Genomic DNA, 24,700 nt, shown 5'->3' with positions numbered 1-24,700 from the left:
GTGAGCGCAGACGAGCACATGGTGGACGGCTACCTGCTGGCGAGCACGGCGCGGCTGGTCGAGGACGGCGCCGGCCGGTTCCGCATCCGCACCGGGGTGTGGAACTTCGAGGAAGCGGTGATCGACGTCAGCCGCGAATCCCCGGCGGTGGCGGCCACCGTCCGATCCGCGCTGCGCGCCGCGGCGACCGGGCCGGTACGTGTCGCCGACCATCTGGATCCGGGGCTGCTGCCGATCGAGTCGGCCAACATCGAGCGGCTCTTCGGGGACCTGGCGCAGGCCGGACTCTTTGTGCCGGCCCGGGACCGCGACAGCCAGGACGCGGTGACCGCGGCGCTGCTGGGCCGGATGATGTCGCCCTACCCCGGAGACGGTGAGCCGCCGAGCGGTGAGGTCGCCTTCCTGTCGGATTCCGCTGCGGCGACGGCGCAGGCCGAGCACCTCGCGGCGGGGATGCGACTGCGGCTGGCACCGCTCGCCCCGGAGGTGGCGGACCGTCTGTCGACCGTCGACCTCACCTCGCGTATCGACGGGCTGGCCACCGAGCAGGCCGTGGCCGACCTGGCGCCGGCGCTGACCGGTTCGGCGGCGCTGGTGACGTGCCTGCAGCGACCGTCGTTGCCGCTGCTACGCAACATCAACCGGGTGCTCGAGGGCCGCGACGTGCCCTGGGTGTGTGCGTTCATCGACGGGCCGTTCGTGTCCGTGGTGGGCATGAAGTCGCCGCACACCGGCTGCTTCGAGTGCTTCGAGCAGCGGGCGTTGGCGCGGCTGGAGGACCACGTGTCCTATCACGACTTCGCCCGCTCGCCGGTCGGCGCCGCGGCGCCGCGCGCCGCGGACGCGCCGATGATGAGCCTCCTGACCACGATGGCGCTGACCGAGGGCTACCTGCACGCGGCGGTGGGGGTGTCGCGGCTGTCGGGCCGGGCACTCAGCATGCATCTGCCCACGCTGGAGATCCAGACGCAGGATCTGCTGCGTATGCCCGCCTGCCCGGCCTGCGGCAAGGTGTCCCGCCAGCGCGTACGGGAGATCAACTTCAACAGCCGGGCGACCGTGGACCGAATCGTGGGCGGGGTGCTGCGGTGAGTAGCCTCGCGCACTACCCGCCGATGACGCGGCTGCTGCGGCGGTACCGGAGCCTGGGGGCGAACCAGACCGGCATCATGCCCGGGTTCTTCGTCGCCGTCGCTGACATCCCGGGCGAGCCTCGGATGCGGGCCATGACCGCGACCATGCCGCACTACCACCGTCTGATCATGAACGACCCGCACCTGCAGGTGCAGTACCACCTGAGCGGGTACGGCCTCTACCAGGAAGAGGCCATGATCAAGATGATGGGGGAGAGCGTCGAGCGGTACGCCGCGATGGTCGCCATCCGCCTGTTCGACCAGGATTTCCGGTACGCCTCGCGTCGTGAACTGTCGCGTGAGGGCGACTGCCTCCCGCTGGAGTACCTGGGCATCCTCAGCCCCGAACAGCAGCGCATCCTCAGCTCGCGGCTCCACCGGTACGCCGACCGGCCGCCCACCGAGGACGACGTCATCGCCTGGGTGCGCTGCCCGGCGCTGACCCGGCCGGGGGAGGACCTGTGGGTTCCGGCGCAGCTGTTCTTCCTCGGCTTCACCACCTCCGCCACGCACGGCGACCTGCTGTTCACCCCGTCCTTCTCCACCGGCACGGCTGCGCACGTGAGCCTGGAGAACGCGCTGCGCAACGCGCTGATCGAGGCCGTGCAGATCGACTCGTTCATCCTCAACTGGTACACCCCGAATCCGTGCCCGCAGGTGGTCATCGACGACGACGACGCGCTGCGGGTGCTGGCCACGATGCGGCTCGGGCCGGACTCCGACTACCGGGTCAGGGCGATCCAGCTGACCCGGCCCGACCTGCCGCTGCCGACCATCGGCGTGTACATGGACCGCAGGACCGACGCGCTGCCGATGCTCAGCTTCGGGGTGCAGGGCGACGCCGACCCGAGGTCCGCGTTGCTGCGCGGGGCGATGGAAAGCGCGGCCATCCTCGGCCTGGGCATGTACAGCGCCATCTTCGACACGACCGCGGTGCACGCGGCGACGAACTCCTCGCCGTACCTGGACCTCGACTCCAACGTGCTGTTCTACGCCGGCCCGCAGGACGCGGACCACAAGCGCGCCATCGTCGCCGACCGGTTCAGCGGGTCCGTGAAGCTCTCGGAGATCGCCCCGCTGTCCGGGCCGTCGACGCTCGACTCGCTGATCGCGATGGTGGCCGGGGTGAGCCGCTGGGCGACCTATCTCGACATCACGCCGCCGGAACTGGCCGACACCGACTGGAAGGTGGTCCGCGTCCTCATCCCCGAACTGCTCAGCATGTGCCTGCCGGGGATGCCGCCCAAAGCCCATCCGCGCATGCTCGCGCACGGCGGAGTGACGAATGACCACCCGCACCCTCTGCCTTAGCGTGCTGGTCCTGCTCTGCGCGGCGTTCCCGGCGCAGGCGTTCCGGCTGACCCTCTCCGGCGTCCTCAGCGGCACCGGTATACCCGGCTGGGCGCCGCGCCGCCTCGACCGCGCCGTGACCGGGCAGTTGATGTTCGCCGCAGCGTTGATCGCGACGGCGGCGCTGGTCGCCACGCTCGCGCCGATGCGATGGGAGTTCTCCTCGCCCGTCGACTGGCGCTGGTACGCCGCCGCGGTGGCGTTCGGGTGCCTCGCCCCGGTGCTCGAGTGGGCCGCCGGGGCGGCGCTGCTGGCGATCCGGCACCGGCGGCTGGCCGGCATCGCGCTGCACCGTCTCGTGGCGGGCGGGTCGGTCTGGGTGGTGCTCGCCTCGGTCGGTGTCGCCGCCGCGGAGGAGGTGCTGTTCCGGGGCGTGGGACTGCACCTGCTGGATCAGGTCCTGGGCTGGCCGGCCGCGGCGGCACTCGTGGTCACCGCCATCGTGTACGGCCTCAACCACCTGTACTTCGGCGCCGTGACCGTCGCGCAGAAGACCATCACCGGCGTCGGCTTCGGCCTGCTCTACCTGCTCGGCGGCCACAACGTGCTGGTCCCGCTGGTGGCGCACGCGGTGCAGAACGTCGTCGTGCTCACCGTGCTGCCGCGCAAGGAGGCGCCGTGACCCGCGACGCGGCGGCATTCGCCGCCATCGCCACCGTCGCCACCGCGGTCTGGCTCGCCCTGTACCGCTTGCCCTTCCGGCGCAACCGTACCCGCCAGCGTGTCCGCATGGCGGTCGCGGGCCGGACCGGGCTGCCCGGCAGATACGTGTTCCCGATCCTGGGCACCCTGATCTACCTGGCCGGTGGCGCCCTGGCATCGGTTGTCGTCCTCTACGCCGGCGACCTCAGCCTGGCCGGCCTGATCGTCTGGCACGTCACCCCGCACGGCGTCGGCCTGCTGCTGCTCACCGCCGTCGGCGCCAGTGCGCTGACCGCGTTCGCGATGTCCACCCTGTACACCGTGCGACCCCGCATCGACGTGCCCGGCGCGGTCACCGGCGTCCGCTGGATCACCGAGATCCTGGCGCTGCCCCGGCTGTGGCGCTACGCCGTTCCGGCGACCAGCGCCGCCGTCGAGGAGTTCTTCTTCCGCGGCGTCTTCCTCGGCGGCCTGCTGACCACCGGTACACCGGTCTGGGCAGCGATCGCGATCAGCGGTGCGGTCTTTACCGTCGGCCAGGTACTGCTCACCGAGACGGCCCTGCAGGCCACCGTGCTCGCACTGTCCAGTGTGGTGCTCGCGGTGGTGTGCGGGTTGCTGGTGGCCGTCGAAGGCAGCGTTCTTCCGGCGATCGCGGTGCACGCCTCGTTCGCCGCGTACTACACCCAGACCAGCGCGCGCCGGGCCGTTCCCGTCGCGGCTGCAGTGCCCCGATGAGGAGGCCCGACAACGGTGAGCCAACAAGTATCCGGACCATTTGTCGACGCCCGCGACGTCACCGTCCGCTACGGTGATCTGACCGCCGTCGACAAGGTCGACCTGAGCGCCGCCGAAGGCCAGGTCGTCGGTCTGATCGGCCCCAACGGCTCCGGCAAGACCTCGTTGCTGGAGTGCGTCGAAGGGCTGCGGAAGCCGGCGACGGGCACGATCCGCGTCGGCGGCTTCGACCCCGCCGCCGACCGCACCCGGATGACCCGCATCGCCGGCGTCCAGCTCCAGCAGCTCGTTTATCCGCCCCGCGCCACCGTCGAGGAGATGTGCCGGCTCTTCGCGTCGTTCTACCCCGGCCCGGCAGACCACCGCGAACTGCTCGACCGGTTCGGCCTGACCGAGCAGCGGCGCAGTCAGGTCGTCAAGTTGTCCGGCGGCCAGCAGCAGCGTCTGTCGCTGGTCCTGGCGTTGCTGAACGACCCGCAGGTGGTCTTCCTCGACGAGCTCACCAACGGACTGGACCCCGCGGCCCGGCGCGTGGTGTGGGACGAGCTGCGCCGCCGCAACGACGAGGGCCTCACCGTCGTGATCACCTCGCACCACATGGAGGAGGTCGAGTACCTCTGCGACCGGGTCAACGTGCTCCTCAAAGGCCGCATCGTCGCCACCGGCACGCCCAGCGACCTGATCCGCGAGCACGCCGGCGACACGGCCCGGCTCGTGCTCGACGGCTCCGGTGGCAATCGCGAGCTGCGCGACAGCCTCACCGCGCTGGGGACCGGCGTGCGGGTGCAACAGGCCGGGCAGCGGCTGCTCCTCGACGTGCAGCCGGCACGGCGGGCGGAGGTCAACCGCGTGCTGGCCGACCACGGCTGCACCCCGCGGGAACTGCCGCCCTCCCTCGACGACGCCTATCTGAACCTGACCGGACAGGCCGCCGGGCCGGCCTCGAGCGAAGCGGACAACGTGAATGTTTCCTAGCGTGCTGGCGTTCGAGTCGAAGCGGATGCTGCGCAACTTCCCGCCGCTGTTCTTCGGCCTCGTGTTCCCGGTCATGGTGCTCGGCATCTTCGGCGGCATCTACGGCAACGAACCGTCCGACCTCTGGGACGGCCTGGGCACCGTCGACGTGTCGGTGCCCGCCTATGTCGGCCTCGTCCTCGCCGTCGCCGGGCTGATGAGCTTCCCGCTCGGCATGGTTGAGTACCGCTCCCGCGGGTTCCTGCGCCGGCTCCGCGCCACCCCCGCCCGGCCCACCGTGTTCCTCACCGCACAACTGCTGGTCAACATCGTCATCTGCGTGCTGGGCGTCGCGCTGCTCGTCGTCGTCGGCGCATTCGTGTTCGGGCTGCACGCACCGGCCCGGCCACTCGCGTTCGCCGGTATCGCGCTGCTGTCCGGCGCCGCCATGTTCGGTATCGGCCTGCTCATCGCCTCGATCGCCCGCAGCGAGCAGACGGCGCTGGTCATCGCCAACCTGGTCTACTTCCCGATGATCTTCCTCACCGGGGCCACCGTCCCGCTCGAGCTGATGCCCGACTGGATGCGGAAGATCAGTGACGCTCTACCGCTGACCTACGCGATCGAGTCACTGCAATGGGCCTGGCTCGACCGCGGCGACTCGATCGGCGTCGCCCTCACGGTGCTGGGCGGCACCATCGTGATCTGCGCCGCCGGCGCCGCCAGGCTGTTCCGTTGGGAGTGAACCCCCTCGTCGACCGGGCCGTACAGGCCACCGCATACGCCGCGGCGGCCTGCCGGGCCGCGGAGAGCCGCCGTCCCCGCCCGCGGCTGTCGGACCCGCTCGCCGAACTGTTCACGCCCAGCGGGGCCGCCGCACAGGTCGCGAGGCTCGCCGACGCCGGGCTTGACGAGGTTGTCGGCCGTACCGTCCTCATCGACCGGATGCTCGCCGAGGCGCTGGACCGGTGGCCGGGGGCCGCGGTGGTGAACCTCGGCGCCGGCTTCTGCACGCGGCCGTACCGGATGCGGCTGCCCGGCTGTCGGGAGACGGTCGAGGCCGACGACCCGGCCGTCATCGAGCTCAAGAGCCGCGCCCTGCACGGCCGGCAGCCCACCTGTCCGGTACGCCGGGTCGGCCTCGACGTCCGTGACGAAACCGCGGTGACCGCCGTGGTGGACGAGGCGGGACGATCCGGCGACGTCATCGTGGTCACCGAGGGCCTGCTGGTGTACCTGCCGACCGGGGCGGTCACCGCGCTGGCCGCCACGCTCACGAGCCGGACCGCCGTCGTCCACTGGCTCGCCGATATCGTCAGCGAGGGCTCCGCCCGGCAGATGCGGACCATCGCCGGGCGCGTCCCCGGCGGGCTGTCGCTCTTCGGGCTGGATTCACTGGCCCCCCTGGAGGAACCTGGCTGGCAGGTGGTGGGCTATCGGGCCCTGCCGGTGTCGCGCCTCCGGTACGGCCCGGCTCCCGGCGTCACCAGCCGTGCGCTCGTCGACGGTGTGGTCGCCCTCGACCGGGCAGGCTTCCGCAGGACCGTGTCCGGGTAGGTCCGGACCGTGCGGCGCTGGTCATCCGGCGGTGTGGCGCGCCGCTGTTAGCGTTGCCGCGGTGCAGACCTATGGCTCGGACGCGTTCCGTTCCCTGACCCGCTCGACCCGGTCGACGTTCGCCGCCGACGGTCGCACGCTGCTGCTCTGCGGTGTGTTGTCGGGCCCCACCGACGTCCTGCAGGCCATGGACGTCGAGACAGGCGCGGTCGTGGGCGGGGACCGGGTCATCGGTTTCGTGCCGGTCGGCGACCTCGTCGTGGCCGCGCTCACCGACAACCCGTCGACGCTCGGCGTGTACCGCGTCCGTGATCTGGCACCGGTGCGTACCGTGCCGGTCGGTGTGCCGGTCGACGACCGAGGTTGGCGCTGCCTGGTTGCCGGTGGCGGCAGGGTGGCGATCCGGTGCGGCGAGCCCGCCACGGTCGTGGTGCTCGACACCGACACCTGGCAGGCCCGGCACGTCGACCTGCCGTCGCGGCCTACCGACATGGCGGTCGGCGACGACGGTGCCCTGGTCGCCGTGGGTACCGCGCAGGGCAGGACCGGACGGGTGGTGGTCGTCGACGCCGTAGCCGGCACTGTCCGGCACGTCCTGACCGGCCCGCGCAAGGCGGTGGGCTCGGTCGCGGTGCGCGGTGATCTCGTGGTGGCGAGCGCCGGCAACCAGGTCCTCGCCTGGACGCTGCCACCCGCGCCGGCGCCCGGAACCCGACGCTCGGCGGCCGCGCCGAAGGCGCGACTGCTCCACACCGTCGAGAACGTCGAGGCCACCGTTGTCGGCCTCACACCCGGCGGCCTCGTCCTCGTCCACGGCCGCAGCGTGATCGCCGCCGTCGACCCGGTGGCAGGGCAGGTGGTGTGGTCCGCGGACTCGACCAACTGGTCGCGCCTCGCCGGAGACCGGCTGATCTGCACGCGGTACGGGGAGGTCTGCGAGCGGGACCCGGAGTCCGGCACGGTCCGCCGGACCTGGCCCGTGTGGCGTTCGGTGGGCATCGCCGGTGTCACGCCGCAACTCGTGGCGGTCGGCACGGGCGCGCGCGTCGAACCGCTGGCGAAGCAGGGCGGCGCACCCGACCACCCGGCCGGCCACGACAGCCCGGTGCACGACGTCTCCTTCGACGGCGAGCGGTTCGCCACGGCCGCACGCGACCGCTGGGTGTTCGTGTGGTCCCGCGGTCAGGCCGACCCGGTCGCCGTCATCGACGGGTCCGATCAGAGCCGACCGAGCCGGGCGGTCCACCTCACCGGCGACGAGCTCTACACCAGCTACGGCGGCAGCGTCCAGCGGTGGTCGCTCGACGGTTCGGCGCGGACCGCCGCCCTGTCGGCCGAGAGCGGGTGGCTTCAGTCGAGAGGCGACGTGACGCTGATCCGGCCCCTTCCCGGCAGCGGCCTGGTGCTGGTGGCAACAGAGGCGCCGCGGCGGGGCCTCGGTGGTCTGCACCTGCTCGACGCCACCACGTTGTCCACTGTGGACAGCTCAGCGCTGGACTGGACCCTCTACGCCGCCGACCCGCTCGACGAGCACCGGCTGCTGCTGCGCGGCGACCGCTACACCGTCGAGTACAACACCGTCGCGCGCCGCCGCGTCGCCCAGAAGGCCTACACCGGTCGGTACTACGCCCGTATCCATCACCTGTACCCGGACCGGTCCCTGCTCGTGGAGGCGCGTTCGTACCCGAACGATCGGGACCCGTCGTGCCGGGGCTGGCTCGCCGTGACCGACCTGACCGACGGCACCGTCCGGCACGACCGCATCGAGACGGAGGAGTTCACCGGACGCGGTGACCTGTCCGCGGCCGGCATGTTCGTGACCCCCCACCCCGACGCGATCCGCCTGTGGGACCTCGACGCGGGCAAGGTGGTGCACGAACTGCCGGCCCCACCGTTGATCAACGGGGTGTGGTGGTTCCCGGACGGCGAGACACTGCTCGTCAGCACCGACACCGGCGCGCTCCACGAGGTGGCCGGCCCCCACCTGCGTGCGGACGGCCGGCTGCCGTAGCCGCGGTGTCGAACACAGATGATGACGAGCACTGGGCTGTTTCAGCTGTTCAGGCAGCAACGGACGAAGTCGTGGACGACCGGATCGGCGTCGGCGGACGGCGTCCATGCGACGCCGATCCGCGTAGGGCTGACGCCGGTGACCGGGCGGTAGGCCACGCCGGGGCGTGCGTAGAAGCGGGCGGCGGAGGCGGGCGCCAGCGCGATGCCGTATCCGTTCGCGATCGCGTTGAGCCATTCGTCGGGCTGGTCGGTGACTGCGCCGATCCGGACCTGATGGCCGTCGCGTGCGTCGATGGCCAACCAGTAGTCACGCCACGAGCCGGTCTCGGATCGTGCGGCGACGAACGGTTCGTCCCAGAGTTCCCGGAAGGAGATCTGGTCGCGGCCGGCAAGGGGGTGGGTGCTGGGAAGCGCGACCCATCGGGGCTCGGTGGCCAGCGCCTCGACCCGCATCCGGTCCTGCCCGGGAAACGGTAACCGGAGCAGGGCCACGTCGACCTCGCCGTCGGCGAGCCCGGCGGACGGGTCCGACCAATTGGCCTGACGCATCCCGACGCGCCAGCCAGGTCGACGATCGGTGAATGCCTTGACGATCCGTGCGGTCGCCTCGTTCGCGGCGCTGGCGAGGAACCCGACCCTCAGCACACGGGTGACCTGACTGGCTGCGGTCCTGGTCTCCCGCGCCGCATCGTCCAGAGCCGCGAGCAACGCCGGCGCCCGCAGCGCCAGTGCCCGGCCCGGTTCGGTCAGGGCCATGCCGGCCCGGGACCGCACGAACAACTGGGCGCCCATCAATGTCTCAAGGTGTTTGATCTGCTTGGTGAGCGCGGGTTGGGTCACAAAGAGCCGGTGCGCGGCACGGGTGAGATTGCCTTCGTCCGCGACCGCCACGAAGTACCGCAGCAACCGCGTGTCGACGTCCATGCCGACAGGTTATCGACAACGGCATTGGAACAACGCCCGGCAGTTCGGCCAGGCTTGAGGCAGCGCGGGTACCGCTCGCGAGGCCCAACACCGAGAAGGAGACGCCATGGCGTTGCTGATGATTCGCTACCAGATCGCCGACGAAGGTATCGCCGACGTTGTCGAGGCGGTCGAGAACGCCTTCGCCGCCGTCGCGGAGGCGCAACCGGACGGCATCCGGTACCTCTACCTGCACGCGGCCGACACCTCGGAGTTCATCGCCCTGCTCGAGTTGGCCGACGGTGTGGAAAATCCCCTTCCCGGCATCGCAGCGGCCCGGCACCTCCAAGCGACCGTGGCCAAGTGGTCCGTGGGCGCGGCACCGACACCGCGACCACTGGCGGTCCTCGGCGCCTACCGCGCCTTCGGCTGAGACGGGACAGCGTGCACACCGTAGGCGTCGTCGTCACCGTTACAGCGATCATCGCCAACGCGGTGATCGCCGTTGCCGACTTGGCAGGCGCGCGATTCGTCCTCGCCAACGCGGCTGAAGTCGGTGTCCCCCGGTCCTGGCTGCCGCTGCTCGGAACCCTCAAGGCGGCCGGAGCGGCCGGACTTGTGCTCGCGTTGCTCGGCGCCAGCCTCATCGGCGTCGCCGCTGCGACCGGTTTGGTGCTGTTCTTCATCGGAGCCCTTGCCGCGCATGTCCGCGCCGGTGTGTACCGCAACATCGCAATCCCCGGCGCCTTCCTGGCGCTCGCAGCGGCCTGCCTCGGCATCCTCCTCACACAATGAACACGTCCCGGCGCGGCCTGAGGAAAAGCGGTCACGGCCGCAGGACGATCTTGCCCTGGGTGTGGCCCTGCTCCAGCTGCTCGAACGCCGCGCGGACATCGTCGAGCCGGAACACCCCGGCAATCGGCACGTCCAGGTCGCCGGAGGCGGCCAGCGCGGCGAGTTCGGCCAGGACCGCCGCGTTCCTCGCGCTCTCGGTGCCCTCGGCCTTCACCCCGTACTCCTGCGCGGCGGGGAAGTCGACGATCGTATCGATACGCTCCGGCGCCACGCCCAGCTCGATCGCCAGCTGCACGTAACCGTCGCCGTGGGTGTCGATGAACGCGTCGACCGCTGTCTCACGCAGCCGGTCGGCCAGGCCCGCACCGTAGTCGACGGGCGTGACCGCGTGCGCGGCCAGCCAGTCGCGGTTGCCCGGACCGGCGATGCCGATCACCTCAGCCCCCGCCCGCCGGGCCAACTGGACGGCCATGGAGCCCACGCCACCTGCGGCGCCCGACACCGCAACCGTCTCGCCCGGCCTCGGCGACACCGCGCGCACCGCGGCATAGGCGGTGGTCCCGGCGACGCCCAACGACCCGCCGGCCTCCCAGGACACGTTCGCAGGCTTCGCCGTCAGATTCTGCGCCGGCACGACCGCATACTCGGCGTGGCTGGAACGCTCGTCGGTGAAGCCGATGACCTCGTCACCGGGAACGACTCCCCGGACCCCCGGGCCGGTCTTCGTCACGATCCCGGACAGGTCGGTGCCCTCACCCGACGGGAAGGTGGCCGGCCAGATCGCCTGCAACGATCCGTCCCGGATCTTCGCCTCACCGGGGTTGATCGACGCGGCCTTCACCTCGACCAACACCTGCCCCCGGCTCGGTTCAGGGACCGGTACGTCGGCCACCTGGAGAACGTCGACGCCGCCGTACTCGTCGAACCGCACCGCCTTCATGCCCGACTCCTTCCACTCGGCTGGAACTCGCCCGCGGTGATGTGCTCCTCCAAGTGTGCGGCGGTGGGCCGGCACGACGTTCACCCGAACGGGCCAGGCGGTCCGCGCGCCGGTCAGATGCCGCCGGAGACGGTGACATCGGCGCCGGTGACGTACGACGCCGCCGGCGAGACCAGCCACGACACGGTGTCGGCGATCTCGTCGGGTCGGCCCACACGACCGAGCGGGGTGGTCGCGGCGGCCTGCTTCGCACCCGGGGTCTCCGCCGACATCGCCGTGTCGATGACGCCCGGCGAGACGCTGTTGACCCGGATCCCTTCGGGGGCGACCTCGTTCGACAGGCCACGGCTGAACGTCACCATGGCGCCCTTGGTGGCCTCGTACGGCACGTATCCTGGTATGCCGGGGGGCGCCTGGGCGGCGATCGAGGCGATGTTGACGATGGAGCCCCCGGTGCCGCCGTGCGCGGTGGACATCGCCTGCACGGCGTGCTTGGCGCAGAGCATGGGGCCCACGACGTTGACCCGCATCAGCCGGGTCAGCTTGTCGGCGTCCTGCTCGTCGATGCGTGCCTGACCGCCGGTCGTCCCGGCGTTGTTGACCAGTGCGGCCAACGGCCCCATCTCTTGTTGCGTCCGGTCGAACAGGTCCGCGACGTCGCCCGGTACCGCCACGTCCGCGCGCACGGCGATGGCCCGGCCGCCGTGCCCGTGGATGTCGGAGACCACCGACTCGGCGCCCGCCGCGTCCGCCGCGTAGTTGACCACCACGCCGTACCCGTCCTCGGCCAGCTTTCGGGCGATCGCGGCGCCGATACCCCGGCTCGCACCGGTGACGATCACCGCGCCCTTGCCCTGCTCAGTTCCCATCATCTCGTCGACCTCCCGTCAGGGTGACCAGCCTCGCCGAGAACTACCCACAGGGGCCAGGACGAACCCAGCGCGGTCCCTGATCGACACGACCGACCGGACGGTCCGCGCAGGCGAGCCGGTGCGACGTCCACAGTGGACAAACCGATGCCCGGGATCCGGGCCTACGTGCCGCCTGATTGCGCCGGTCCGCCCATCAGTGCCCGCCATTCGTGCTGGAGCACTGCGTAGACGTACTCCTCGCGCCAGGCGCCCTTGACGATCGTGTTGTCGATGAAGTGTGCCTCACGGCGCATCCCCAGCCGTCCGCGGTGAACGGTCGCAGGAGCAGGCGGGCGGTGGTGATGGGGAAGTCCGGCCGCGGCACGACCAGATCCTAGGTAGCTCAGATACTCTTGCGCAAGAGTTATTGCACAAGAGGCATTGTGCATGTCATGGTGGAGGGCATGATCGACGCTGAAGGCCGCCAGGTGACCGACTCCCGGGTGCTCGCCGCGATGTCACACCCGCTGCGCCGCCGGCTGATGGACGTCCTCAAGGTGTACGGTCCGGCCACCGCGAGCGTCCTCGCTCAGCGGACGGATCAGGCGGTGGCCAACATCAGTCATCACCTGAAGGTGCTGGCTGCCGCCGACCTGATCGTGGAGGCGGGGGAACTCGCCAAGGACCGCCGTGAGCGGTGGTGGCGGTTGGCCTCGTCGAGCTTGCGCTGGGCGGCCGGCGACTTCGACGACGACCCGGCCCGGCAGGCGGTGGCCGACGCGGCGGTCTCGCTCAACCTCGACCGGCACGTCAGCCTGGCCCGAGCCTGGTATGCGACCAGGGAGGAACGTCCGGCATGGAACGGCGCGGCGTTCTCCGCCGACAAGTGGCTGCACCTGACGCCGGCTGAGCTCGGTGAGGTGGAGCGGGAGATTCTGGGTGTGCTGGAGCGGTGGTCCCGCCGGGGTGTGCCCGACGACGGGCAGACCCGAGAGCCGGTGTTCCTGTTTGTCCACGGTGTGCCGGCACAGCCGTGACGGCTGCCGGCCTCGCGCCGCCGCACGCGCCCGGCACCCGGCGGCGGCCGGGCGGTCTGTTCTGGCATCGGGACTTCCGGCTGCTCTGGATCGGCCAGACCACCAGCAAACTGGGCAGCAGCGTGACCAGCGTCGCCCTGCCGCTCGTCGCGGTCGCCACGCTCGACGCGAGCACCTTCCGGGTGGCGCTGCTGTCCGCGGCGGCGTGGCTGCCCTGGCTGCTCGTCGGCCTGCCGGTCGGCGCCTGGGTGGACCGCCTGCCGCGTCGGCCGGTGATGCTCGCCTGTGATCTGGCCGCCCTGCTGCTGTTCCTCAGCGTTCCGGTCGCCGCCTGGCTGGGCCGGCTGACCTACGGTCACCTGCTGGCCGTCGCGCTCGGCGCGGGAACCGCAAGCGTCTTCTTCCAGACGGCCTACCAGGTCTATCTGCCGTCGCTGCTGCATCGCGACGAGGTGGCCGAGGGCAACGCCAAGGTGCAGGCCACTGAGGCCGCCGCCCAGGTCGGCGGTCCAGGTGTGGCCGGTCTGATCACCCAGCTCGCCGGTGCGGCCAATGCGCTTCTCGTCGACGTGGCGAGTTTCCTCGCCTCGGCGTTGTGCCTGCTGTCGATCAGGTCCCGCGAAACCCGCCCGAAGCGCGCGCGGCATGACAGCACCCTGCGCCAGGACATCGGCGAAGGCATCCGGTTCGTGGCCCGGGACCCCTACCTGCGGGTGCTCACGGTGTTCGGCGCGATCAGCAACATCGGACTGATCGGGCACCAAGCGATCCTGGTCGTCTTCCTGGTCCGCGAGGTCGGGGTGAGCCCGGGCGCGGCCGGGGGCCTGACCGCCGCGACCGGCCTCGGCGCGGTGCTCGGCGCCTCCTCGGCCACCGCTCTGGCCCGTCGCTTCGGGTCGGCCCGCAGCCTGGTCGCCGCCGAACTCGGCGCGGCGCCGTTCGGGCTGCTGATCCCGCTCACCACGCCGCGCGCCGGGCTGGCGCTGACGGTCATCGGCGGGTTCGTCATCGGCGCCGGGGTCGCGGTGGGCAACGTGCTCAAGGGCGGCTTCCGGCAGACGTACACACCGCACGGCCTGCTCGGCCGGGTCACCGTGAGCATGCAACTCGTCAACTACGGCACCATCCCTCTCGGCGCTCTGCTCGGCGGGGCGCTCGGCACCGCGCTCGGCGTGCGGCCGGCGATGTGGATCCTCACGAGCGGACTGGCCCTCACGGGACTGGTCCTGCTCGTCGGGCCACTCCATCAGCACCGGGACCTGCCGGACCGGCCGGCGTCCCGGGTGCCGCCGGGCGGTCCACGCAGTGAGGCGGCGCCGCCCGCCGACGTGCCGGGTGAGACAGTGGCACCATGAGCAGCACACCGGTCTGGTCGCGTCCGGAGCCGGCGCGAAGGCCCAGGCTCACCCGGGCGGACGTCGTGGCGGCGGGTTTGCGCATCGCTGACGCCGAAGGGCTCGACGCGGTGTCGATCCGGCGGGTGGCGGCGGAGCTCGGCGCCCGGCCGATGACGCTCTACAGCCACATCGAGCGGAAGGACGACCTGCTCGACCTGATGTTCGACGAGCTCGCCGGCGCGGTCGTGGCGGGCGACCCGCTGCCGCCGGGCTGGCGCGACGCGCTCATCGTCATCGCCACCCGCAAGCGCCGGCTCTGCCTCGCCCATCCGTGGGCGGTGACGTTGTACGCGCGGCGGCCGCGGATCGGCCCGAACAGCGTGCTGCAACTGGAGCGATCCGTCGTCGCGCTCCACTCGCTGACCACCGATCCGGCGCAAGCGGTGCGGATCGTCAACGCCGTCGACGACTACACGATGGGGCACGTGACCCGGCAGCTCACCTACGACGCGGGCGGCTCCGCGGACTGGAGCGAGGCGATGCGGCCCTACCTGTCGAGTCTTGCCGACACCGGCTCCTACCCGGTGCTGGCACCGTTGCTCAAGGAACCGGTGGGGGAGGACTCCGACGACACGTTCATGACCGGCCTGGAGTGGCTGCTCGACGGCATCGAGGTAGCGCTGGCCGCGCGCCGCTGAGCTCCGTGCGGCGGCACGACGAGGTCCAGCGGCGGCAGTGGGAACCCGCCGGACGGCGGCGGCAGCACGACGCGGCGCCGGGCGCTGCGCCGCCCCGCCACGACCAGGGCGGCGATCAGCACCGCCGCGGCGGCGCCCAGCACGGTCCAGCGCACGGCCGGGCCGGCACCACTGACCCGGATGCCGGCCACGAGCAGGATCCAGACGAGGCTGCCCGGGAGCAGCACCTTCCAGCTGAACCGCATGTACTGGTCGTAGCGCAACCGGGGCAGCGTGCCGCGAAGCCAGACGAACACGGCCACGAGCACCAGGACCTTGGCGACGAACCACAGCAGTGGCCAGTAGCCCTGGTTGAGCGCGCCGTCGCCGACCGCTGACAAGGGCCACGGTGCGCGCCAGCCGCCGAGGAACAGGGTGGTGGCCAGGGCGCAGACGGTGATCACGTTGATGTACTCGGCGAGGAACAGCAGCATGAACTTGACCGAGGAGTATTCCGTGTGGAAGCCGCCGACGAGCTCGGACTCCGCTTCCGCGAGATCGAACGGGGCACGGTTGGTCTCTCCGACACTCGCGATGAAGTACGTCAGAAAGCTCGGGAGCAGCACGAGCGCGAACCAGCCGTCGTGAGCCTGTGCGGCCACGATCTCCGACGTGCGCAACGAGCCGCTCGCCAGCAGCACGCCGACGATCGACAGGCCGAGGACGACCTCGTAGGAGATCATCTGCGCGGCCGAGCGCAGCGCGCCGAACAACGGATATGACGAGCCGGACGCCCAGCCCGCGAGGACCACGCCGTAGACACCGACCGACGTGCACGCCAGTGCCACCAGCACACCGATGGGCGGGTCGGCCAGTTGCAACGCGGTCCGCTCGCCGAACACGCCGACCACAGGGCCGAACGGGATGATCGAGAAGGCGGTGAACGCGCAGACGACGGAGATCACCGGCGCCGCGACGTAGACGATCCGGTCCGCGGCGGCGGGCCGGATGTCCTCCTTGAAGATGAGCTTGAGGCCGTCGGCGAGCGACTGCAGCCAGCCTCCGGGCCCGGCGCGGTTCGGTCCCGGGCGGACCTGCATCCGCGCGACGAGCTTCCGCTCGAACACGATGACGAAGATCGTCATCAGGTTGAGGAACACGAACACCACGGCGATCTTGGCGAGCACCAGCCACCAAGGATCCGCCATGTCGACACCGCTGGACTGCTGCTGCATGTCGTACACTGTATCGCTAAGCGATACGATGTACGAGATGCGGGCGGCGGCCGTGGACACATGTGAGGTCAGGGCTGGTGCGGGGTGCTGGTCATGCCCGGCGGGCGGTGGCGACGGCGGGGAGGATGAGCAGGGCGAGGATGCCGCCGACGAGGGCGAGGGCGGGATAGCTGGTGGCGGCGACGAGCAGTCCGGAGCCCATGCCGCCGGTGGTGCCGGCGACGGCGATCGCGACGTCGACGGCGCCCTGGGTCTTGGCGCGGGTGGCCAGCGGGACGGCGTCGGTGATGAGGGTGGTGCCGGAGACGAGGCCGAGGTTCCAGCCGATGCCGAGCAGGATGAGGGCGATGGCGCGGGCGCGGTGCGCGGGGTCGGCGAGGTCGGCGCCGGCGTAGCGGGCCTGGAGGTTGGTGGCGGTGCCGGCGCCGTAGACGAACAGGGCGACGAACAGCAGGGCCGGGGTGTCGGTGACGGCGGCGGTGACGACGCCGACGCTGCCGATGGCGCCGGTGAGGAAGCCGGCGGTCAGGCCCGGGCGGCGGCCGCGGGCGGCCGCTGTCCTGACCGCCGGGTCCGGACTGCTCGCCGCCCGCTGGATCGGCGACCGCCCATCCGGCTGAAGCCATCACAAACCGGCCGCGTCGATGCGACCGACCGGCACCGGAGTGCGACCCGGGAAGGTGGTCAGCCCCTGCCCGCCGTGAGCGCCGGTTCCAGGTCGGCGACCTTGGTGACGGCGGCCTGGGCGGGGAAGATCCGGTCGATGAGGAAGGTGTGCACCTCCGGGTCGGGATCGGCGCAGCCGTCGGCGAGCACCACCACCCGGTAGTCGCGGTCGGCGGCGTCCCGCACCGTCGAGAGCACCACCCCGCTGGTGCTGAAGCCGGCCAGCACGAGCGTGTCGACGCCGCGCTCCTGCAGCTGCTGGTGCAGGTCGGTGGTTGAGAACGCGCCGACGCGGGACTTGCGGACCAGGACGTCACCCGGCAGCGGCGCGAGTTCGCTGTGCACCTGGGTCCCGGGGGCGTCGGCGTGGAGGGCGGGCCCCAGCTGCCGCGCTCTCGCCGCGAAACGGCTGTGTTCCGGCACCCGTTCGTAGTCTTCGTCGGTGAATCCGACCCGGACGTAGCCGACGTGGCCGCCGTGGCGGCGAACCACGTCGAGTGCGGTCCGGACGCGGTCCAGCTGGGCGACGGCGTCCGGGATCCGGGCGGCGAGGACGGGTTGGTAGTCCATGACCAGCAGCGCGGTGCGGGCCGGGTCGAGGGTCAGGGTCATGTGTGCTCCCTTGCGAGGATCCTGCCGGGCTGATCGAGTCCCGGGTCGTGCCCCGACGCGACGGAGTCCGCGGTCCAGCACGGTGAGGACGAGCAGCGCGGCGGCGCAGGCGAGCAGGACCCAGGCGAGCGCGTGCATCCCGGCGGTGTCGGCGCGGGGTCCGAAGAAGGCGCCGGTGGCTGCGGAGGCGCCGATGGCACCGAGGTACATGAAGGTGCGCAGCAGTCCGGCGGACGAGGCGATCCTTGCCGCGTCGGCCTGGTGGTAGACGGCGTTCTGGTTGCCCAGGGTGAGCAGTCCCGTCGGGAGCCCGAAGCACACCATCAGCAGGACCAGGCACCACACCGGGGTGCCGCCGCCGACGGCGAGGAGCAGCGCGCAGCCGGCCACCTGCAGCGCCGCGCCGACGACCAGCTTGGCCTTGATCCAGGGGAGCCGGCCGGTCACCGCGGAGGCCAGCAGGGCCGAGCCGCTCAGTGGGAACAGCAGAAGACCGGCCTGGGAGGGCGACAGTCCGCGGCCGTCCTGGAGCCACTGCGAGACGCCGTAGAGGACGGCATACATGGTGAGCCCGGCGAGCAACTGGCGCGCGTACGTCGCGACCAGTGCGAGGTTGCCGCCCAGCACGCGGAGGTCGACGAAGGGGGCTGCTGTGCGCAGCTCGCGAACCGTGAAGCCGGTGCCGGCGATCGCGGCGACCGCGAGCAGCCAGAGGTCCGCGACCGCGGGCCGCATCAGGAACAGCAGGAGCGCGGCGAGCGTCACGGAGAATGCCGCGATGCCCGGCAGGTCGAGGGTCACGGGTCCGCGAACGGCCGGCCGTGCCTGCCTCGGCATCCGCCGCCAACCGACCGTGAACGCGGCGAGCGCCAGCGGGACGTTGACGGCGAAGGTCGTCCGCCAGCCGCCGAGATCGATCAACAGGCCGCCCAGGGTCGGTCCGACGACCGCGATGGTCTGGCTCGACACCGCCAGCACCGTGAGCACGCCGCTGGGGCTGTCTTCGCCGGTTCGGCGGGCCTCGGCGAGGATCAGGTACATCGCGGCGGGATAGCCGGCGCAGGTGCCGAGTCCGAGCAGCACCCGCGCCACGACGAGGACGGGGAGGTCGGAGGCCAGCGCCCCCACGACACCGGCGACGCCGACGAGCACGGTGCTGACGAGGAACAGCCGTCGAGGTCCGTGCATATCGACCAGCCGGCCCGCGACGGGTTGGCCGATCGCGGTCGCCAGGTAGAGGGCGGAGACCAGCCAGGCGGTCTGCGATGCCGGGGCGTCGAGCGCCCGTCCGATCGGGACGAGCGCGACCGCGATGATCGAGGTGTTGATGGGGTTCATCACCGCGCCGAGGACCATGGGCGCGATCAGCCGGCGGTCGAAGCTCGCTGCCGGCGCGCTCCGAGCGTCGGATCTGACGGGGGCCGTCGTCACAGCATTGCCCGCTCGATCAGTGCTATCGCCTGAACGACGGTGCTGAGTTCCTCGGTGGTGAGCTCCTGCTGCAGCGTCGCCGCCAGCCACTCGTTCCGGACGCGACGGGTGTCCGTGATCCAGGCGTGCGCGTGGTCGGTGAGCGCGAGGCACTGGCGGCGACCGTCGTCGGGATCGGGCTCACGGCGAACCAGGCCGCGCTCCACAAGCACGGCCACCGTGGCTGTCATCGACTGGGGACGCACCCGCTCGGCCACCGCCAGCTCGCTCGCGGTCGCCGGTCCGTCCTTCTCGAGCCGGCTCAGCACCGAAGTCTGCGACGGGGTGAGCCCGTCCTCACCGCGCAACTCGTGGAGGCGGCGACGCAGCCGGCTGACGGCGACGGTGAGATCACGGGCGGCGACGAGCGCGAGATCGCTGCTCGCGCGAGCCGTCGTGTGAGGAGCCTCGGCCATGACTCCAGCATAGATATTCAGTTGAAACTGACAAGGCTAAACTGACTATCTGCCCGCACGTGTGTCACAGTTCATCCGCGCTGCCCGTTGTGTTCCGACGACCTGACCTGACCTGACCGGCGTGGTGCGGCGCCGCCGTCACGGCCGGCCGGGTCGGGTGAACCCGGTCCGGCCGCGACGCGGTCCCGGACTTTCAGCAGCACCGCACGGCGGTGCCGCCTTTCAGCCGCTCGAACTCCCGGCGGGTCAGCGGGACCCCCGCCGTGCGGTGTTCCCGGTGGTGTGCGACGTAGTGGTCGTAGCCGGTCTCGCCGGCCAGTTCGCGCAGGTACCACCAGAGCCGCGCCGGCAGCTGCCGCAGGTTCATCGGTCGCCGGTCCCGTCGGCGGTCGCCGCACCGACGAGTTCCCGTCGGTCGTCGGCCGTGGCGAAGAGGCCAGACGGTGCGACGATCGCCGATTCCACGAACGGTACCTCGGTCGTCGGCAGCTCCCGGCCCCGGACGATCGCCTGGAGGCACACCCGGGCCCCGTCCACGATGACGATGATGATCAGGAGCGCGAAGAACACCGACAACACGCCCTGCACGGTCGAGTTGGTGACGACCTCTTGCATCTGGTCGAGGTTCTTGGCGGGTGCGAGCACCTTGCCCTGTTCGAGGGCGTCGGCGAAGCGCTGGCGCTGGGCGAAGAAGCCCATCTTCGGGTCGGTGGAGAAGATCTTCTGGTAGCTGGCGGTCAGCGTGACCGCCGCGTCCCAGGCCAGCGGTATGGCGGTGACCCAGGCCCATTTGAGCCGGCCGCTCTTGACCAGGATGACCGTGGCGACGGTCAGCGCCACGGCGGCGAGCAGTTGGTTGGCGATACCGAACAGCGGGAAGAGCTGGTTGATGCCGCCGAGCGGGTTGGTGACACCGGTGTACAGGAAGTAGCCCCAGGCGCCCACGACCGCCGCGCTGGTCAGCCACACGCCGGGCAGCCAGCTGACCCGGCCGAGCGGCTTCCAGATGTTGCCCAGCGTGTCCTGGAGCATGAACCGGCCGACCCGGGTCCCGGCGTCGACGGTGGTCAGGATGAACAGCGCCTCGAACATGATCGCGAAGTGGTACCAGAACGCCTTGACGCCCGCCCCGCCGAGGAAGCCGGAGAAGATCTCGGAGATGCCGACGGCGAGCGTCGGCGCGCCGCCGGTACGCGACACCAGTGTCGGCTCGCCGACGGCGGCGGACGCGGCCTGCAGGCTCTCCGGCGTGACGACGAAGCCCAGGTTGGTCACCGCCGTCGCGGCGCTCTCGAAGGTCGTGCCGACCACGCCGCCCGGGGAGTTCATCGCGTAGTAGAGCCCCGGATCCAGCAGCGACGCGGCAATGATCGCCATGACCGCGACGAAGGACTCCATCAGCATGGCGCCGTAGCCGACGAGCCGGACCTGCGACTCCTTCTGGATCATCTTCGGCGTGGTGCCCGACGAGATCAGCGCGTGGAAGCCGGACAGCGCCCCGCAGGCGATGGTGATGAAGACGAACGGGAACAGCGTGCCGCCGAAGACCGGGCCGGTGCCGCTGAACGCGAACTTGGTGACGGCCTCGTTCTGCAGCACCGGGGCGGTCACCAGCACGCCGACCGCGAGCAGCCCGATCGTCCCGATCTTCATGAAGGTGGACAGGTAGTCGCGTGGCGCCAGGAGCATCCACACGGGCAGAACGGATGCGACAAAACCGTACCCGACCAGGCAGAAGACCAGCGTTTCGGGCTTGAGCGTGAACGCGCCGGCCCAGCTCGAGTCCTGGACCCAGCCGCCCGCGACGATGGCGAGGAGCAGCAGCGCGACGCCGATCACGCTGGTCTCGATCACCCGGCCCGGCCGCAGCACCCGCAGGTAGAAGCCCATGAACAGGGCGATCGGGATGGTCATGGCGATGGAGAAGGTGCCCCAGGGCGACTTCGCGAGCGCGTTGACGACGACGAGCGCGAGGACCCCGAGCAGGATAATCATGATGGAGAAGACCGCCACCAGGGCCGCGACGCCGCCGACGCGGCCGATCTCGTCCCGGGCCATCTGGCCGAGGCTCTTCCCGTCCCGGCGCATGGACAGGAACATGACCACCATGTCCTGCACGGCGCCGGCGAAGACGACGCCGACGATGATCCAGATGGTGCCGGGCAGGTAGCCCATCTGCGCCGCCAGGACCGGCCCGACCAGCGGTCCGGCGCCCGCGATCGCGGCGAAGTGGTGGCCCAGCAGCACGCGCCGGTCGGTGACGTGGTAATCGATGCCGTTGTCCAGCCGCTCCGCGGGCGTGGCGCGCCGGTCGTCGACCTTGAGCACGCGCCGGGCGATGAAGCGCGCGTAGAACCGGTAGGCGATCGCGTACGAACACAGTGCCGCGACGACCAGCCAGATCGCCGAGATGCGCTCGCCGCGGGCAAGGGCGATGGTTCCCCAGGCGATCGCGCCGACGATCGACACGGCCGTCCAGGTCACGATGGACCGCACGCCCGGGCGGGCCCGGGTCGTCGGGGGGAGGATGCTCATCCATGTTCTCCAGGGTGGGGGCGTCCGCCCGGATCCGTCCCCGGCGTGCGGACCCCGGGGTCCGCACGCTTCAGCAGCAGATGACTGGCCGTCATCAGTGCCACGCTGAGGAAGATCCAGACGAACTGGAACCAGTAGAAAAAGGGCAGCCCTGCCAGCCGGGGCGTGGTCCGCGCGTAGAGCGGGACCCAGAGGATGGCCACGAGCGGCAGTGCCAGGCCGGTGTAGGCGGCGACCCTGAATGCCTTCCGGAATCTCGCCACACCGGCCTCCCGAGCAGTCGTCGACGATGCCTGAATGTTGCGCACCCATGTCGCTCGGTTTACTGCCCGATTGCCTCTTGTTTCGTGTCAACCGATCCGAGAGCCTGCGCAACAGACAGAGGACTGAGAGGGTGCCCATGGTCGATCCCGCCAGCACCGCCGCCTTTACGTTGGTCGTCGCCGGTACGTCGCTGCTCGCGATCGCCGCGCGGCGCTTCCGGGTACGCGACGAACTGCCCACACTCGACGGCTGGGCGCTGGCGGGGCGGCAGTTCGGGGCCGTGCTGACCTGGTTCCTGCTCGGCGGCACGATCTACACGGCCTACACGTACGCGGCGGTGCCGGGTCTCGTGTACGGGATCGGGGCGCTGGGGTTCTTCGCGCTCGCGTACACGGTGATCGTCTACCCGCTGGCCTTCGTGCTCCTGCCGAGGCTGTGGCAGGCCGCGAAGGACAACGGCCATACGACGGTGGCCGACTACGTGCGGACCCGCTACGACTCGCCGCTGCTCGCGCTCGCCGTGGCGCTCACCGGCATTCTCGCCACCATGCCGTACATCGCGCTGCAACTGCTCGGCATCCGCGCGGTCCTGGTGGCCGGCGGCCTCTATCCCACCGACGGGATCGCGGGCGACCTCACGCTGGTCGCGGTGTTCGCGGTGCTGGCCGGTGCCACGTACCGCAGCGGGCTGCGCGCGCCGACCGTCATATCGCTGGCCAAGGGGGTCCTGGTGGGTACCACGGTCGTCGGCGTCGTCGTGCTGGTCCTCGGCCGGCTCGGCGGGCCGCAGGCGGTGTTCCGGGCCGCCGAGGACGCCATCACCGCACGCGGTGTCCCGGAAGCCTCGCTGACCCTCACCCCCTCGCTGTACACCACGTACGCCACGCTGGCGCTCGGCTCCGCGCTCGCGCTGCTCATGTACCCGCACGTGCTGACCGCATCGTTCGCCGCGTCCAGCGGCGAGCGGCTCCGCAAGGCGATCATCGGACTGCCGGCGTGGACCGCCGTGCTGGGGCTCTTCGCGCTGCTCGGCGTCGCGGCGCTCGCCGCGGGCGTGCAGGCCCGGCCCGGCAACGCCGAGGCGGCCGTGCCGCTGATGGTGCAGGAACTGACCGCACCGGTCGCCACGGGGCTCGTGTTCGGCGCGCTCGCGGTCGGGGCACTGGTGCCCGCCGCGGTGATGTCGGTCGGTGCGGCGACGCTGTTCGTGCGTAACGTCTACGTCGAGTACTTCCACCCGCCGGCGACGCCGAAGCACCAGGCCCAGGTCGCCCGCGCGGTGTCGCTGGTGGCGAAGTTCGGGGCGCTGGCGTTCATCTTCGGCCTGCCCGACCAGGACGCGATCAACCTGCAACTGCTCGGCGGGGTGTGGATCCTGCAGACGTTCCCCACGGTGGCCCTCGGGCTGTTCACCCGCTGGCCGCACCGCGGCGCGTTGCTCGCCGGCTGGCTCGTCGGCATGGTCGCGGGAACCGTGCTGGTGGCCTCCGGCGGCTTCTCCTCGGTCGTATCGGTCGCCGGCGTCCACGTGTACGTCGCGCTCGCGGCGCTGGTGCTCAACGTCGCGGTCGCCGTGGCGCTGACCCCGGCGCTGGACCGGCTCGGCGTGGCCCGGGAACTCCACGGCGGTACCGTCACCGGGGCGGTGGTCCAGTGAGCCAGCAGGTCTCGTCACGCGTGCTCGCACCGGCTGCCGACCCGGCGCCGGCCGGGCCCGACCCCGCCGGGATGAACCTTGTCGACCTGGAGCGCGAGGCCGCACTGGCCAGGCTCTTCGACGCCAACCACACCCAGCTGCTGCGCCTGGCGGTGCTGCTCGGCGCGGAGAGCGAAGCCGAGGACATCGTCTCGGAGGCGTTCTACGAGCTGTACCGGCGATGGCGCCGGTTACGCAGCCACGACGCCGCGCTGAGCTACCTGCGCGCCGTCGTGTGCAACCTCGTGCGGATGCGGGTGCGCCGGCTGCAGGTGGCGCGCAGGCACGCGGAGCAGGTGATCGAGTCGGTCGGGTCGGCCGAGGCCGAGGTGCTGCTGCGCGACGATCAGCGCGCCCTGGTGGAGGCGATCAAGCGGCTGCCGGCCCGGCAGCGGGAGGCGCTGGTGCTGCGGTACTGGCTGGATCTGCGAGAATCGGAGATAGCCGCGGCGATGGGCATCTCCGCAGGCGCGGTCAAGTCGCACACGTCGCGGGGTATGGCCACGCTCACGCGCTTACTGGAGGAGCGGAGATGAGTGGCGTCCCACCCGGTCGGACTCCCGGAACCGGCCCGGTCACGGGCTCCGGGGTCGCCGAGGAACAGCTTCGTGACGTGTTCGACGCGCTCGCCACCTCCGTGCACGGCACACCGGACCGCTACCCGGCCGCCCTGGCCGACTGGCGGCGCCGGGAGCGCCGGCGGCGGATCGTGCTCGCGATCCTCGCCGCGGTGATCTTCGCGCTCGCCGACATCATCGGCCTGTGGGCGTTGAGCCGCGCCGACGTCAACACCCACATCATCTTCAACGACCGGCCGGGGACCAGCACGGAGGCGCCGACGAGCGGCATCGGGCCGCCGCCGTAGCCGGCGCCTCCGCC

The 24,700-nt window shown here is 71.2% G+C and carries 25 protein-coding genes and 1 pseudogene; 16 read left to right on the top strand and 10 right to left on the bottom strand.

The features are described from left to right. The 8 genes from Dfulv_RS31700 (at nt 1) to Dfulv_RS31665 (ending at nt 8,385) form a co-directional block, all read left to right on the top strand. Nucleotides 1-1,092, top strand: a complete 1,092-nt coding sequence (locus tag Dfulv_RS31700) for a TOMM precursor leader peptide-binding protein (protein ID WP_259857468.1) — start codon at nt 1-3, stop codon at nt 1,090-1,092. After that, the gene (locus Dfulv_RS31695; RefSeq protein ID WP_259857467.1) at nt 1,089-2,444 is read left to right on the top strand and encodes a YcaO-like family protein; all 1,356 of its coding nucleotides are present in this window, start codon (nt 1,089-1,091) and stop codon (nt 2,442-2,444) included. The genes Dfulv_RS31700 and Dfulv_RS31695 overlap by 4 nt, the downstream gene beginning before the upstream one ends. Beyond that, complete coding sequence (locus tag Dfulv_RS31690) at nt 2,419-3,105, top strand: CPBP family intramembrane glutamic endopeptidase (protein WP_259857466.1); 687 nt, start codon at nt 2,419-2,421, stop codon at nt 3,103-3,105. The genes Dfulv_RS31695 and Dfulv_RS31690 overlap by 26 nt, the downstream gene beginning before the upstream one ends. Beyond that, nucleotides 3,102-3,863 (top strand): CPBP family glutamic-type intramembrane protease, encoded by a 762-nt coding sequence (locus tag Dfulv_RS31685; RefSeq protein ID WP_259857465.1) that lies wholly within the window; start codon nt 3,102-3,104, stop codon nt 3,861-3,863. Before Dfulv_RS31690 ends, Dfulv_RS31685 begins: the two co-directional genes overlap by 4 nt. Before the next feature lie 15 nt (nt 3,864-3,878). Beyond that, complete coding sequence (locus Dfulv_RS31680; RefSeq protein ID WP_259857464.1) at nt 3,879-4,838, top strand: ABC transporter ATP-binding protein; 960 nt, start codon at nt 3,879-3,881, stop codon at nt 4,836-4,838. A 1-nt stretch (nt 4,839) separates the two neighbouring features. Continuing rightward, nucleotides 4,840-5,562, top strand: a complete 723-nt coding sequence (locus tag Dfulv_RS31675; RefSeq protein WP_259857463.1) for an ABC transporter permease — start codon at nt 4,840-4,842, stop codon at nt 5,560-5,562. After that, on the top strand, nt 5,559-6,374 hold the full coding sequence (locus Dfulv_RS31670) for a class I SAM-dependent methyltransferase (protein WP_259868476.1): 816 nt from the start codon (nt 5,559-5,561) through the stop codon (nt 6,372-6,374). Before Dfulv_RS31675 ends, Dfulv_RS31670 begins: the two co-directional genes overlap by 4 nt. A 61-nt stretch (nt 6,375-6,435) precedes the next feature. Continuing rightward, the gene (locus tag Dfulv_RS31665; RefSeq protein ID WP_259857462.1) at nt 6,436-8,385 is read left to right on the top strand and encodes a WD40 repeat domain-containing protein; all 1,950 of its coding nucleotides are present in this window, start codon (nt 6,436-6,438) and stop codon (nt 8,383-8,385) included. Nucleotides 8,386-8,426: 41 nt separating this feature from the next. Here Dfulv_RS31665 and Dfulv_RS31660 read toward each other — a convergent pair whose 3' ends face one another. Continuing rightward, nucleotides 8,427-9,311 (bottom strand): LysR family transcriptional regulator, encoded by an 885-nt coding sequence (locus Dfulv_RS31660; protein ID WP_259857461.1) that lies wholly within the window; start codon nt 9,309-9,311, stop codon nt 8,427-8,429. 106 nt (nt 9,312-9,417) lie between these two features. On the opposite strand from Dfulv_RS31660, the gene Dfulv_RS31655 reads away from it, so the two are divergent. Both Dfulv_RS31655 and Dfulv_RS31650 read left to right on the top strand, forming a co-directional pair. Continuing rightward, entirely contained in the window at nt 9,418-9,723 is a 306-nt protein-coding gene (locus tag Dfulv_RS31655; protein ID WP_259857460.1) for a hypothetical protein, read from the top strand. 62 nt (nt 9,724-9,785) lie between these two features. Then, nucleotides 9,786-10,085: a DoxX family protein gene (locus tag Dfulv_RS31650; RefSeq protein WP_259857459.1), complete on the top strand. Its 300-nt coding sequence runs from the start codon at nt 9,786-9,788 to the stop codon at nt 10,083-10,085. Nucleotides 10,086-10,116: 31 nt separating this feature from the next. Here the strand turns inward: Dfulv_RS31650 and Dfulv_RS31645 are convergent, their stop codons facing one another. The 3 genes from Dfulv_RS31645 to Dfulv_RS31635 all read right to left on the bottom strand — a co-directional run bounded on the left by Dfulv_RS31645 (nt 10,117) and on the right by Dfulv_RS31635 (nt 12,190). Beyond that, on the bottom strand, nt 10,117-11,025 hold the full coding sequence (locus Dfulv_RS31645) for an NADP-dependent oxidoreductase (RefSeq protein ID WP_259857458.1): 909 nt from the start codon (nt 11,023-11,025) through the stop codon (nt 10,117-10,119). 113 nt (nt 11,026-11,138) lie between these two features. Continuing rightward, a complete protein-coding gene (locus tag Dfulv_RS31640; protein ID WP_259857457.1) occupies nt 11,139-11,897 on the bottom strand; it encodes an SDR family NAD(P)-dependent oxidoreductase in 759 nt (252 codons plus the stop codon). 161 nt (nt 11,898-12,058) lie between these two features. Beyond that, complete coding sequence (locus Dfulv_RS31635; RefSeq protein ID WP_259857456.1) at nt 12,059-12,190, bottom strand: hypothetical protein; 132 nt, start codon at nt 12,188-12,190, stop codon at nt 12,059-12,061. A 150-nt stretch (nt 12,191-12,340) separates the two neighbouring features. Here Dfulv_RS31635 and Dfulv_RS31630 point away from each other — a divergent pair, with 150 nt between their 5' ends. The 3 genes and pseudogenes from Dfulv_RS31630 to Dfulv_RS31620 all read left to right on the top strand — a co-directional run. Continuing rightward, nucleotides 12,341-12,913 (top strand): ArsR/SmtB family transcription factor, encoded by a 573-nt coding sequence (locus tag Dfulv_RS31630; protein ID WP_259857455.1) that lies wholly within the window; start codon nt 12,341-12,343, stop codon nt 12,911-12,913. Beyond that, nucleotides 12,910-14,268: an MFS transporter gene (locus Dfulv_RS31625; RefSeq protein WP_259857454.1), complete on the top strand. Its 1,359-nt coding sequence runs from the start codon at nt 12,910-12,912 to the stop codon at nt 14,266-14,268. Before Dfulv_RS31630 ends, Dfulv_RS31625 begins: the two co-directional genes overlap by 4 nt. Beyond that, nucleotides 14,265-14,867, top strand: a pseudogene (locus Dfulv_RS31620) (TetR/AcrR family transcriptional regulator C-terminal domain-containing protein); the annotation flags it as partial. The gene Dfulv_RS31625 and the pseudogene Dfulv_RS31620, both read left to right, overlap by 4 nt. Here Dfulv_RS31620 and nuoH read toward each other — a convergent pair. The 6 genes from nuoH to Dfulv_RS31590 form a co-directional block, all read right to left on the bottom strand. Next, nucleotides 14,828-16,162 carry an NADH-quinone oxidoreductase subunit NuoH gene (nuoH, locus tag Dfulv_RS31615; protein WP_259857453.1) on the bottom strand — a complete coding sequence of 445 codons (1,335 nt, stop codon included), beginning with the start codon at nt 16,160-16,162 and terminating at the stop codon, nt 14,828-14,830. The pseudogene Dfulv_RS31620 and the gene nuoH overlap by 40 nt on opposite strands. Nucleotides 16,163-16,846: 684 nt before the next feature. Next, complete coding sequence (locus Dfulv_RS31610; RefSeq protein WP_259857452.1) at nt 16,847-18,778, bottom strand: isochorismatase family protein; 1,932 nt, start codon at nt 18,776-18,778, stop codon at nt 16,847-16,849. A gap of 89 nt (nt 18,779-18,867) precedes the next feature. Continuing rightward, the gene (locus Dfulv_RS31605; protein ID WP_259857451.1) at nt 18,868-19,326 is read right to left on the bottom strand and encodes a MarR family winged helix-turn-helix transcriptional regulator; all 459 of its coding nucleotides are present in this window, start codon (nt 19,324-19,326) and stop codon (nt 18,868-18,870) included. Between the two features lie 193 nt (nt 19,327-19,519). Further along, nucleotides 19,520-19,693, bottom strand: coding sequence for a YbdD/YjiX family protein (locus tag Dfulv_RS31600; RefSeq protein ID WP_259857450.1), 174 nt, complete (start codon nt 19,691-19,693; stop codon nt 19,520-19,522). Next, a complete protein-coding gene (locus tag Dfulv_RS31595) occupies nt 19,690-21,861 on the bottom strand; it encodes a carbon starvation CstA family protein (RefSeq protein WP_319805705.1) in 2,172 nt (723 codons plus the stop codon). Before Dfulv_RS31595 ends, Dfulv_RS31600 begins: the two co-directional genes overlap by 4 nt. Continuing rightward, entirely contained in the window at nt 21,858-22,124 is a 267-nt protein-coding gene (locus tag Dfulv_RS31590; protein WP_259857449.1) for a DUF3311 domain-containing protein, read from the bottom strand. The genes Dfulv_RS31595 and Dfulv_RS31590 overlap by 4 nt, the downstream gene beginning before the upstream one ends. A gap of 137 nt (nt 22,125-22,261) precedes the next feature. On the opposite strand from Dfulv_RS31590, the gene Dfulv_RS31585 reads away from it, so the two are divergent. The 3 genes from Dfulv_RS31585 to Dfulv_RS31575 are packed head-to-tail and all read left to right on the top strand — an operon-like array spanning nt 22,262 to nt 24,686. Further along, nucleotides 22,262-23,782, top strand: a complete 1,521-nt coding sequence (locus tag Dfulv_RS31585) for a sodium:solute symporter family protein (protein WP_344402718.1) — start codon at nt 22,262-22,264, stop codon at nt 23,780-23,782. Beyond that, a complete protein-coding gene (locus tag Dfulv_RS31580; RefSeq protein ID WP_259857447.1) occupies nt 23,779-24,357 on the top strand; it encodes a sigma-70 family RNA polymerase sigma factor in 579 nt (192 codons plus the stop codon). The genes Dfulv_RS31585 and Dfulv_RS31580 overlap by 4 nt, the downstream gene beginning before the upstream one ends. After that, nucleotides 24,354-24,686, top strand: coding sequence for a hypothetical protein (locus Dfulv_RS31575; RefSeq protein WP_259857446.1), 333 nt, complete (start codon nt 24,354-24,356; stop codon nt 24,684-24,686). Before Dfulv_RS31580 ends, Dfulv_RS31575 begins: the two co-directional genes overlap by 4 nt. Nucleotides 24,687-24,700 lie beyond the last annotated feature (14 nt).

The organism is Dactylosporangium fulvum, assembly GCF_025137375.1.
GTDB lineage: Bacteria > Actinomycetota > Actinomycetes > Mycobacteriales > Micromonosporaceae > Dactylosporangium > Dactylosporangium fulvum.
This window is presented reverse-complemented; position numbering and strand designations above follow the sequence as displayed.